This is a genomic window from Streptococcus sp. 517s (genome assembly GCF_054445985.1).
The window spans coordinates 890,591-902,285 of the sequence record NZ_CM136847.1 but is presented as its reverse complement, the minus strand read 5'-3'; the positions used below and the strand labels follow the sequence as shown (position 1 = coordinate 902,285).

10 protein-coding genes are annotated in these 11,695 nt (G+C 41.0%); 2 read left to right on the top strand and 8 right to left on the bottom strand.

All coding sequences use genetic code 11. The features are described 5' to 3' along the window. Nucleotides 1–48: 48 nt before the first annotated feature. The 3 genes from ACVX3R_RS04630 to ACVX3R_RS04620 all read right to left on the bottom strand — a co-directional run bounded on the left by ACVX3R_RS04630 (nucleotide 49) and on the right by ACVX3R_RS04620 (nucleotide 4,076). The gene (locus ACVX3R_RS04630; RefSeq protein ID WP_458795621.1) at nucleotides 49–1,227 is read right to left on the bottom strand and encodes an MFS transporter; all 1,179 of its coding nucleotides are present in this window, start codon (nucleotides 1,225–1,227) and stop codon (nucleotides 49–51) included. An 80-nt stretch (nucleotides 1,228–1,307) separates the two neighbouring features. Continuing rightward, nucleotides 1,308–2,171: an Rgg family transcriptional regulator gene (locus ACVX3R_RS04625; RefSeq protein WP_458795620.1), complete on the bottom strand. Its 864-nt coding sequence runs from the start codon at nucleotides 2,169–2,171 to the stop codon at nucleotides 1,308–1,310. 3 nt (nucleotides 2,172–2,174) lie between these two features. After that, complete coding sequence (locus tag ACVX3R_RS04620; protein ID WP_458795619.1) at nucleotides 2,175–4,076, bottom strand: ABC-F family ATP-binding cassette domain-containing protein; 1,902 nt, start codon at nucleotides 4,074–4,076, stop codon at nucleotides 2,175–2,177. A gap of 228 nt (nucleotides 4,077–4,304) precedes the next feature. Between ACVX3R_RS04620 and ACVX3R_RS04615 the strand changes: the two genes are divergently transcribed. Both ACVX3R_RS04615 and ACVX3R_RS04610 read left to right on the top strand, forming a co-directional pair. Then, on the top strand, nucleotides 4,305–6,023 hold the full coding sequence (locus ACVX3R_RS04615; RefSeq protein WP_458795618.1) for a phospho-sugar mutase: 1,719 nt from the start codon (nucleotides 4,305–4,307) through the stop codon (nucleotides 6,021–6,023). A gap of 110 nt (nucleotides 6,024–6,133) precedes the next feature. Continuing rightward, nucleotides 6,134–6,481, top strand: coding sequence for a thioredoxin domain-containing protein (locus tag ACVX3R_RS04610; protein ID WP_458795617.1), 348 nt, complete (start codon nucleotides 6,134–6,136; stop codon nucleotides 6,479–6,481). A gap of 36 nt (nucleotides 6,482–6,517) precedes the next feature. On the opposite strand, the gene ACVX3R_RS04605 is transcribed toward ACVX3R_RS04610, so the two are convergent. The 5 genes from ACVX3R_RS04605 to pta form a co-directional block, all read right to left on the bottom strand. Then, on the bottom strand, nucleotides 6,518–7,327 hold the full coding sequence (locus ACVX3R_RS04605; protein WP_033585294.1) for an MBL fold metallo-hydrolase: 810 nt from the start codon (nucleotides 7,325–7,327) through the stop codon (nucleotides 6,518–6,520). Nucleotide 7,328: 1 nt separating this feature from the next. Then, a complete protein-coding gene (gene vicK / locus ACVX3R_RS04600) occupies nucleotides 7,329–8,678 on the bottom strand; it encodes a cell wall metabolism sensor histidine kinase VicK (protein ID WP_458795616.1) in 1,350 nt (449 codons plus the stop codon). Next, nucleotides 8,671–9,378 carry a response regulator YycF gene (gene yycF / locus ACVX3R_RS04595; protein ID WP_000722062.1) on the bottom strand — a complete coding sequence of 236 codons (708 nt, stop codon included), beginning with the start codon at nucleotides 9,376–9,378 and terminating at the stop codon, nucleotides 8,671–8,673. Before yycF ends, vicK begins: the two co-directional genes overlap by 8 nt. Nucleotides 9,379–9,447: 69 nt before the next feature. Then, nucleotides 9,448–10,614 (bottom strand): A/G-specific adenine glycosylase, encoded by a 1,167-nt coding sequence (gene mutY / locus ACVX3R_RS04590; protein WP_458795615.1) that lies wholly within the window; start codon nucleotides 10,612–10,614, stop codon nucleotides 9,448–9,450. Nucleotides 10,615–10,696: 82 nt separating this feature from the next. After that, the gene (gene pta, locus ACVX3R_RS04585) at nucleotides 10,697–11,671 is read right to left on the bottom strand and encodes a phosphate acetyltransferase (protein ID WP_268720308.1); all 975 of its coding nucleotides are present in this window, start codon (nucleotides 11,669–11,671) and stop codon (nucleotides 10,697–10,699) included. Between the last annotated feature and the right edge of the window lie 24 nt (nucleotides 11,672–11,695).

Genomic DNA, 11,695 nt, shown 5'->3' with positions numbered 1-11,695 from the left:
AAGGACTGAAAAATGATTCGTAGTGAAATATTTTCTAAAAAAAAGAAATTATAACTCTTTTTTAAAATGACTTCGCACATAAACGAGGGATAAACAAGACAGGGCAACAACCCCGCTGCCAATTATCAGGAAAGAAGAGAGATGTACACTTGGTAGCACTGTCATAAAGCCTTTTGCAATCGGCATAAATAGAATGGCTAAGGTAAAAATGGTGCTTAGCACTCTCCCCAAGTATTCCCCCTCAACCTTGGTTTGCACCTGAGTAAAAAAGTGAATATTAAAAATCGTCATAAACAGTTCACAAACTAAATTTCCAGAAAAGGAAAGAAAAGTTGGCAGTGGTAATCCCATCATAAATACTCCAACTCCAGTCAAGGCCAATAGAATCAAAAGATTATAAACACCTGCCTTTATTTTGCTAGCTAGAAGAGCTCCGATAATCGAACCAATAGCGCCCATAGTCAAAATAATTGCATAAGCTCCTTCTACCCCGTATAGTCGATTTGAAAAAGGGAGGAGAAATTCAAAAGCTGCAAAAAAGAAATTAACACTGGAAGCGACTAACAAAAGGAAAAAAATTTCTTGCTGGCGCCAAATATAGCGAATCCCTTCTTTCATATCAGCAAAAATATTTTTCCAGCTGAAAGTCTTTTTCTCTTGTAACTGAGTCTCTTTTTTGGGAAGGAAAGCTACTAATGTAAATGCGATGAAAAAACTAATAGCATCTAAAACGAGCGTCATATGGAGACTGGAGAATTGCAAAACGAGGAAAGAAAGCACAGGGGAGCTAACGCCTACAACCTGCAAAACGAGCTCTAAGCGAGCATTATAGGTCACAATATCGTCTTTCTCTACAACCTCAGTTATAATAGCTTTATTGGCTGTACGAGAAAATGCAAAGGCAACCGCCTGAACAATATTGGCAAAAATCAGAGCAGCAATCATCATGCCATCATTTCTTATGAAAGAAATAGCCAAACAGAGAATGCCACAAATCAAGTCCGTCGTCATCAAAATTTTGCGACGCGAAAAGCGGTCTGAAATCACTCCGCCAAAGGGATTGACCAGAATCGATGTGACGAGTTCAGAAATCTGATAAATCCCAAGAACAGTCTGTCCTATCGTTCCCATTGATGCCAGCCAAACACTGTTTCCATAATCATAGAGCATATTTCCTATCTTATTAATAGCCCCACGACTAATCAACTGGATTGCATGTCGATTCATATAAAAAGCTCCTCTCAAATTTTGAAACTATTGTATCAAAACTGAAAGGAGTCTCTTTATTTTTCCCTTATTTGGGAAATTTAAGCATTTACAAATTTTTCATAATGTTCCTGATAGTAAGCCACTTGCTCTGGAAGTCCAAGCACTTCAAAAATATGCATGGCTTCCTGCATCTGACTACAACCTTCTTCTTTCAAGTCTCTCTGGTAGAGGGCGAAACCTTTGAGATAATGGAAGATATTGCGCTCATAAAGCTTGATACCATTTCCAATCAACTTCTCCACATAGCTCTCAAAATAGTCCGCATCCGTAAAGGAATGGTTTTCCAAACAATGCTGGTAACAGTTGAGAGCTAAAATCAAAACAAGTTTTCGATGCCGACCAATTTCCTTGTAGTACTCTTCCCGCTCCATGACTTCTCTGCCAATCCGAGCTACATAGTCCACATTGTAGAAAGTATAGAGATTACCGAAAAGAATCAACTCATACATAGTCCATTCTTCTGTTTGAAAAAGATAATCTGCTACCTTTTCCAAATCACTCTGACTCATCGTGTAATGAGCATCTCTTTGACAAATCAGACCTTGTAGCAGAATCCAATTCAGCTCAAAATAGAGGGGATTGGTCGAACTCTTTGCTTTCTCAAGCTGTTCCTTTTGAAGCTTTTGAAAACCCGCAATATCATTTGAGTAGTAAAGCGGAATAATCTGTGCCATTAAGGCAACATGTTCATGATTTTGAAAATCCCTAGCCTTATCCATGAAATTTTCAATAGTCACATGAATATTGTCCAAAATTTCAAAGAAACGAGAAACTGCTAGATCAGACTCCCCAAGCTCGAAGCGAGATAACTGAGAGGTTGAACATGATTCACCCGCCGCCTCTTTTAAGGAATACTTTCCACTTGTTCGAAATTCACGAAATACCTTTCCAAGATGTTCCATTTCTTACACCTGCTCCGATAATTCTTCCCACTCAAGCATAGCCTCTTCTTGACGATGGCTGATTTTGTCCAGTTCAGCCTGCAATTCCATGAGTTTTTCAGCATCGTTGGTTTCCAGCATTTGTTCAGAAATAGCTTGGCTTTGACTTTCTAACTCTTCGATCTCAGCCTCCAAACTCTCGATTTGACGCATGAGCTTGCGGGCTTCTTTTTGACTTTCTTTTTGTGCCTGGTAGTCATTAGCTGGGCTTGCTTCTTTTGCTTGATTACTCATTGAAGCTTCCTCTGTCTGGCTCGCTTCTACTTCTGCTTTCTTCTCAACATAGTAGTCATAATCTCCTAGATAGAGGGTCGAACCATTCTCGGACAATTCCAAAACATGAGTGGCTACACGATTGATAAAGTAACGGTCGTGGCTGACAAAGAGCAAGGTCCCATCAAAGTCAATCAGGGCATTTTCTAACACTTCCTTGCTATCAATATCCAAATGGTTGGTTGGCTCGTCAAGAATCAATAAATTGTTGTTTTCCATTGAAAGTTTGGCAAGCAGTAAACGAGCTTTCTCGCCACCTGACAGCATGCCAACTGATTTTTTAACATCATCACCAGAGAAGAGGAAGGCACCAAGGCGGTTGCGGATTTCAACTTCAGGTGTCAGTTTAAAATCATTCCAAAGTTCATCCAGAACAGTATTACTTGGTGTTAGCTTACTTTGAGTCTGATCATAGTAGCCAACCTCAACATTGGCCCCAAATCGCTTTTCTCCCTTGATAAAAGGAATCTGGTCCACAATAGACTTGATAAAGGTTGATTTCCCAATACCATTTGGTCCGACAATCGCAACAGCGTTCATCTTACGAAGGTCTAGGTTGATAGGTTCTGACAATATTTCCCCATCATAGCCAATAGCTGCATTTTCAACAGTCAAGACGATATTACCAGATGTTTTTTCAGACTGGAAGGTCATATTGGCTGATTTCTTACCAGCTTCAGGTTTGTCCAAACGCTCCATTTTTTCTAGTTGTTTACGGCGAGATTGAGCACGTTTAGTTGTTGAAGCTCGGACTAGATTGCGATTGACAAAGTCTTCCAGAGCTGCAATTTCCTTCTGTTGCTTTTCATAGTTTTTTGCTTCAGTAGCTAGTTTTTGTTCCTTTAACTCAACAAAACGAGAATAATTTCCCACATAGCAATCCAAAGAATGCTTGGTCAAATCCAGTGTAACCGTCGCAACCTTGTCCAAAAAGTAACGGTCGTGGCTGACAATAATGAGTGCACCGCTATAATTTACTAGGTAATTTTCCAACCAGGCAATGGTTTCAATATCCAAGTGGTTGGTCGGCTCGTCCAAGACCAAGAGATTGGGCTTTTCAAGGAGCATTTTGGCCAGCGCCAGACGAGTATTTTGACCACCAGAAAGCTCGGCAATTTTCATCTGCCACATAGACTCGTCAAACTTGAAACCATTCAAGATAGCGCGGATATCAGCTTCGTAGGTAAAGCCACCAGCCTGACGGAAATTCTCTGATAAACGATCATAATCCGCCATCAGTTTATCTAGATCTTCACCAAACTTTTCACCCATCTCCAACTCCATCTGACGCAGTTGTTTCTCCGTACGGCGTAGATCATCAAAGACATGGAGCATTTCATCATAAATGGTATTTTCAGACTCAAAACGGCTATCTTGGGCTAGGTAAGACAGAGAGATATCTTTTTTCTTATTGATTTCTCCACTAGTTGGCTCCTCTTCTCCAACTAAAATCTTTAAAAGAGTAGACTTACCCGCTCCATTCTTCCCAACAAGGGCAATCCGATCTCGTTCATCTACTTGCAGGTTGATATGTTCAAAGAGAACCTCACCAGCAAAAGATCGTTCAATTTTATTAGCTTGTAAAATAATCATACATCCATTTTACTATCTTTTTCTCTTTTGCACAATTGCAATGAAAAAAGTTTGAGTCATAAACCCGAACTATTCATCTTCTTTTTCATTAGAAAGCGTATTGGGCTGTTCTTCTACAATGAAATAAAAGTAAATTTCCTACATTTTAAGTTATGCTAACGTTTTACTAAAATGTCAAATCGTGATATAATGAAAGCGATTAAAGTAAATAAACAAAGGAGATGCTCTATGACTTACCAAGAAAATTATCAAAAATGGGTCGATTTTGCCGGCCTTCCCGACTATCTTCGTCAAGATTTAGAAAACATGGACGAAAAAACAAAAGAAGATGCTTTCTACACCAATCTTGAATTTGGTACTGCAGGTATGCGCGGCTTGATCGGTGCAGGTACAAACCGCATCAACATCTATGTTGTTCGTCAAGCAACTGAAGGATTGGCTCGTTTGATTGAGTCAAAAGGTGGAAACGAAAAAGAACGTGGTGTGGCAATTGCCTACGATAGCCGTCACTTCTCACCTGAGTTTGCCTTTGAATCTGCTGCAGTTCTTGCTAAACACGGTATCAAATCTTACGTATTTGAAAGCCTTCGTCCAACTCCAGAACTGTCATTTGCAGTTCGTCACCTCAACTGTTTCGCAGGTATCATGATTACTGCCAGTCACAACCCTGCACCATTTAACGGTTACAAGGTTTACGGTGAAGACGGTGGGCAAATGCCTCCACATGACGCGGACGCTTTGACTACTTACATCCGTGCTATCGAAAACCCATTTACAGTTGAAGTTGCTGATGTAGAAGCTGAAAAAGCTTCTGGCTTGATTGAAGTCATTGGCGAAGCTGTTGATGCAGAATACCTTAAAGAAGTTAAAGACGTAAACATCAACCCAACCTTGATTGAAGAATTCGGTAAAGACATGAAGATTGTCTACACACCACTTCATGGTACTGGTGAAATGTTGGCCCGTCGTGCTCTTGCCCAAGCAGGATTTGACTCAGTTCAAGTTGTTGAAGCGCAAGCAACTGCTGACCCAGACTTCTCAACTGTAAAATCTCCAAACCCAGAAAACCAAGCAGCCTTCGCCCTTGCTGAAGAACTCGGCCGTCAAGTTGGTGCTGATGTTCTTGTGGCAACTGATCCAGACGCTGACCGCGTGGGTGTTGAAGTTCTTCAAAAAGATGGTAGCTACCTCAACCTTTCAGGTAACCAAATCGGTGCTATCATGGCTAAATACATCTTGGAAGCTCATAAGAGTGCTGGAACCCTTCCTGAAAATGCTGCTCTCTGCAAATCCATCGTATCAACTGACTTGGTAACGAAGATTGCTGAAAGCTACGGCGCAACTATGTTCAACGTCTTGACAGGTTTCAAATTTATCGCTGAAAAAATCCAAGAATTCGAAGAAAAACACAATCACACCTACATGATGGGATTTGAAGAAAGCTTCGGTTACTTGATTAAGCCATTCGTACGTGATAAAGATGCTATCCAAGCCGTTCTTGTCGTTGCTGAGCTTGCTGCTTACTACCGTTCACGTGGTTTGACACTTGCTGATGGTATCGAAGAAATCTACAAAGAGTACGGCTACTACGCTGAAAAGACCATCTCTGTTACCCTTTCTGGTGTCGATGGTGCAGAACAAATCAAAGCGATTATGGCTAAATTCCGTAACAATGCTCCAAAAGAATGGAACACAACAGCTATCACTGTTGTAGAAGACTTCAAAGCACAAACTTCTACTGCTACAGATGGTACTGTGACAACTTTGACTACTCCTCCAAGTGATGTATTGAAATACACACTTGCTGACGGTTCATGGATTGCTGTTCGCCCTTCTGGTACTGAACCAAAAATCAAGTTCTACATTGCCGTTGTGGGTGAAAGCAACGAAGATTCACAAGCTAAGATTGCTAACATCGAAGCGGAAATCAATGCGTTTGTGAAATAGCACTCTATAAAGATGAGATAAACTAGTCTCATCTTTTTTTCGTATCAAATCTAAGCAATTTTAGGAACTTTGTGGCATACTAGACATATCAATGAAAGCGAGGTAAACTCATGGAACAATTTTTAGAAAATATTAAAGACCTTGAAGTCACTACAGTAGCGCGTGCGCAAGAAGCTCTTGATAAAAAAGAAACTGCAACTTTCTTTATCGGTCGCAAAACTTGCCCTTACTGCCGTAAATTTGCAGGTACATTGGCTGGTGTCGTAGCTGAGACAAAAGCGCACATCTACTTCATCAACAGTGAAGAAGCAAGCCAACTCAATGAGTTGCAAGCATTCCGCTCACGCTACGGAATCCCAACAGTACCAGGCTTTGTTCACATTGCGGATGGACAAATCAATGTCCGTTGCGACTCTTCCATGTCCGCACAAGAAATCAAAGAATTTGCAGGATTGTAAAAAATATAAAAAAAGAAGGCACTCGCCTTCCTTTTTTTATATCTCTGTCAGTGGTGTTGCTGTATCTGGGGAGGTGTCGTAAACTTTAAAGTCTACTCCTACTCCCAGATCAGCCTGTGCTAGCTGGTTAACCATGGTCATATGAGCCAGCTCCTTGATATTGTTCTCTTTGGACAAATGCCCGAGGTAGATTTTCTTGGTTCGATTTCCCATTGCACGAATCATGGCCTCAGCACCATCCTCGTTAGAGAGGTGACCGAGATCCGATAGAATTCTCTGTTTAAGACGCCAAGCGTAAGATCCTGCTCGCAAGATTTCTACGTCGTGGTTGGACTCGATGAGATAACCGTCTGCATTTTCGACAATTCCTGCCATACGGTCACTGACGTAACCTGTATCGGTCAGCATGACAAAGCTCTTGTCATCTTTCATAAAGCGGTAAAACTGGGGTGCTACCGCATCATGGCTAACCCCAAAACTCTCAATATCAATATCGCCAAAGGTTTTGGTTTTACCCATTTCAAAAATATGCTTCTGCGATGAATCCACCTTACCGAGGTACTTGCTATTTTCCATAGCCTGCCAGGTTTTTTCATTGGCGTAAAGGTCCATACCATATTTGCGAGCCAATACACCAACTCCATGAATATGATCTGAATGTTCATGCGTAATCAAAATAGCATCCAAATCTTCTGGCTTACGATTGATTTCGCTCAAAAGACTGGTGATTTTCTTACCAGACAAGCCTGCATCCACTAAGATTTTCTTTTTTGGGGTTTCCAGATAAAAGGAATTTCCACTGGAACCTGATGCTAAAATACTGTATTTAAAGCCTTTTTCACTCATTCTAGTCTTCTATTTCATCCTCCCATATTTCTTCTTTTACGGCATCCTTATCATAAGGGAGCACTATGGTAAAGGTTGAGCCCTTACCGTATTCGCTTTTTGCCCAAATAAAACCATTGTGTTGTTTGATGATTTCTTTTGCGATAGCCAGACCTAGACCAGTCCCACCTTGAGCACGACTTCTTGCACGATCCACACGGTAAAAGCGGTCAAAAATCCTAGGCAAATCTTGTTTTGGAATCCCAAGACCCTGGTCAGAAATTGATAAAATCATCTGGTCATCCGTGGTTTTCATGCTAACCGTAATCTTCCCACCATCTGGTGAATACTTGATGGCATTGTTAAGAATATTATCAATCACCTGGGTCATCTTATCCGTATCAATCTCAATCCAAACTGAAGTTATTGGATAATCTCTCACTAGCTCATATTTTTTCTCTTCATCCTGATTTCTCATCTTATCGAAACGGTTGAGGATGAAGGTGATAAAGGCTGTAAAGTTAATCAACTCCACATCCAGTTTAGTAGTCGCATTGTCAATACGAGATAGATGCAAGAGATCTGTCACCATACGCATCATACGGTTGGTTTCATCGAGTGAAACCTTAATAAAATCAGGGGCGACAGGATCATACAGAGCTCCCTCATCCAAGGCTTCGAGATAAGATTTAACACTGGTCAAAGGAGTACGCAACTCATGACTGACGTTTGAAACAAAGAGTCTTCGCTCACGCTCTTCCTTCTCTTGCTCGGTCGTATCATGTAAAACGGCAACCAAACCAGAGATGAAACCTGACTCACGGCGGACAAGGGCAAAACGTACACGAAGGCTCAAATATTCACCATTAGCATCCTGAGAATCAATCGTCAACTCAGGTATCTGTGTAATCAGGTCACGCAGTTCATATTCATCTTCTATCTTTAGTAATTCGAGAATGCTTTTATTAAGAACCTCTTCTTTCTGCACACCTAGCTGTTTTTTTGCCATATCGTTGATCATAGTAATCTGGCCACGGCGATTGGTCGCAAGGACACCATCTGTCATATAGGAAAGAATGCTATGCAGCCTTTTACTCTCTTGTTCCAAATTTTCTTGAGTCAAACGAATAACTTCTGACAAATCATTCAGATTATTGGTGATGTTGGTGATCTCTGTACTACCCTGCAAGTCCAAAACTTGAGAATAATCACCTGCAATTAAGTCCTTAACCTTCTGATTTATCTCTTTTAACCGGATGTTATCCCGACGGTTTTCCAACAACAACAAGGTCACAACTAGGATAAAGCCAAGTAAAATCAGGATAAAAATAAAATCACTGGTCAGAATAGTTTGTCTAATATCTTCAATCATTATTTTTCATATAGTAGCCAACACCACGACGTGTGAGGATATATTCTGGACGGCTTGGTGTGTCTTCAATTTTTTCACGCAAACGTCGGATAGTCACGTCCACTGTACGAACATCACCAAAATAGTCATAACCCCATACAGTCTCAAGCAAGTGTTCACGCGTAATCACTTGACCAATATGAGATGCCAAGTGATATAAGAGTTCAAACTCACGGTGGGTCAAATCTAATTCCTCACCATATTTCTTAGCCACGTAAGCATCTGGAACGATTTCCAAATCACCAATTTGTAAAGGCTGCGTCTTCTTCTCATCAGACTCTTGGCTATCTACTGAAGCAAGATCTGTACGACGAAGTAAAGCTTTCACACGGGCTTGCAACTCACGGTTTGAGAAGGGCTTTGTGACATAATCATCTGCACCTAACTCCAAACCAATAACTTTGTCAAACTCACTATCCTTAGCTGAGAGCATAATGATAGGAACACTACTGGTCTTACGAATGGCTTTGGCTACTTCTAAACCATCAATTTCCGGAAGCATCAAGTCTAGAATAATAATATCTGGTTGCTCTGCTTCAAATAGCTCAATTGCTTCACGACCATTAAATGCGGTTACAACTTCGTAACCTTCCTTGGTCATATTAAACTTAATAATATCCGAGATTGGTTTCTCATCATCTACAATTAATATTTTTTTCATTTTATCACCTTTTCTCTATCTATTATAACAAAAAAATACAAAGAAGGCACAAATGGCTACTGTAAGCCTTCATCTTCGAGAGTTGTTTTCATAAGCCTGCCAAATTTTTTGTTGAGGTTTAGCAAGTGGATAATCAGAAAACTCCTGAGGAGAAACCCAACGAACTTCTCTGTCAGAAAACTGTTTCGAATCTGTCACTTGACCAGCTAGGATTTGAATATGCCATTTCCGATGACTAAATACATGCTTTACCTGGTCAAATACTTGCTGGGACCAATTCACTTCTAAATCATAATCCTGCTCAAAGTTTTCTTGAGGGCTTGGTCCAAAAGCTCTGCTTTCCTCTTTGACTTGTGAAAAGAGATCTAGTTGATTATCATCGCTGTAGAAATCCTCAACTTCAATCAGTGGGAAATGCCAAAAACCGGCTAGCAGTTTCTCACTTTCATTTTTCTCAAGAAGATATTGACCACGGTCATTGCACACAACCAAAGCCTTGAGATATATTGGGAGAGGCTTTTTCTTGGGTTCTTTGATTGGATATCGATCCATGGTTCCATTCTGATAGGCTGCGCTAAATTCCTTAACAGGACTTTCTTCTGGTCGAGGGTTAACCGGAGACTCTATATCAGAGCCCAAGTCCATCAGAGCTTGGTTAAAGTCACCTGGTCGTCTCGGGTCAATCAAGATTTCCATCATGGCTTGGAAAATCTTTCGATTGCTGGGAACTCCGATATCATAATTAACCTCAAATAAGCGCGCTAAAACTCGCATGACATTGCCATCAACCGCTGGCTCAGGCAAGTTAAAAGCGATACTGGAAATTGCTCCCGCAGTATAGGGGCCAATCCCTTTCAGGCCAGAAATTCCTTCATGGGTGTTTGGGAATTGACCACCAAAGTCAGATATAATCTGCTGAGCTGCAGCCTGCATATTGCGTACTCGAGAATAATATCCCAAACCCTCCCAAGCCTTCAGCAGACGCTCTTCAGGGGCATTCGCCAGACTTTCAACAGTTGGAAACCAGTCCAAGAATCGTTCATAATAGGGAATAACTGTATCCACCCTGGTCTGCTGGAGCATGATTTCAGATACCCAGATGTGATAAGGATTTTTACTTCTCCGCCAAGGTAAATCTCTTTTGTTTTCATCATACCAGTTGAGGAGTTTCTCACGAAAAGAAACGATCTTCTCCTCCGGCCACATGACGATACCGTATTTTTTCAAATCTAACATATATCTAGTATAACATAGAAGCTTCTAGCTGTCCTTTTCTCAGTACTAAAAAGCCTCTTCCCATGGGAAAGAGGACTAAATCTTATTGATGAACTGCTTGAGCTGCTGTGATAAGGGTCAACTTGTACACATCATCGGCATTACATCCACGAGAAAGGTCGTTAACAGGTTTGTTCAAACCTTGTAGAACTGGACCTACAGCCGCGAAGCCACCAAGACGTTCTGCAATCTTGTAGCCAATATTTCCTGCTTCGATACCAGGGAAGATAAAGACAGTTGCTTGCCCAGCAACGTTACTTCCTGGAGCTTTCAATGCTGCAGTTTCAGGGTGGAAGGCTGCATCAAATTGCAACTCACCATCAATCTCAAGGTCTGGACGCAAATCATGAGCGATTTTAGTCGCTTCAACAACCTTATCAACGCTTGCACCAAAGCCTGAACCTTTAGTAGAATAGCTTAGCATGGCAATTTTAGGCTCGATACCAAACATCTTAGCTGTGATTGCAGAATTGATCGCAATTTCAGCCAAGGCTTCTGCATCTGGATTGATATTAATGGCACAGTCTCCAAATAGGTAACGTTCTGTACCACGTACCATAAGGAAGGCACCTGAAGTACGAGTAACATTTGGGCGTGTTTTGATAATTTGAAGGGCTGGGCGAACTGTTGAGGCAGTTGAGTGAATCGCACCAGATACCATACCGTCAACCAAGCCCAAGTAGACTAGCATCACACCAAAGTAGTTGACATCTTCAACCAAAACTTTGCGCGCTTCTTCTTCAGTCATTTTGCCCTTACGACGCTCTACTAAAGCAGCAACCATTTCTTCAAATTGAGGATAGTGTTGAGGATCAATGACTTCATAACCATCCATGATCCCTTCTATTTCAAGATAAATTTTGATTTTTTCTGGGTTTCCAAGCAAAACAGGAATTACTTCTGTTTCTTTTACCAAGCGTTTTGTTGCTTGAAGAATACGTGGCTCTTCCCCTTCAGGGAGAACGATACGAGCATTTTTGCCAACCAGGTTGGCTTTAAGATTTTCAAAAACTTCCATGAGTTTTCTCCTTTAAAAAATTAA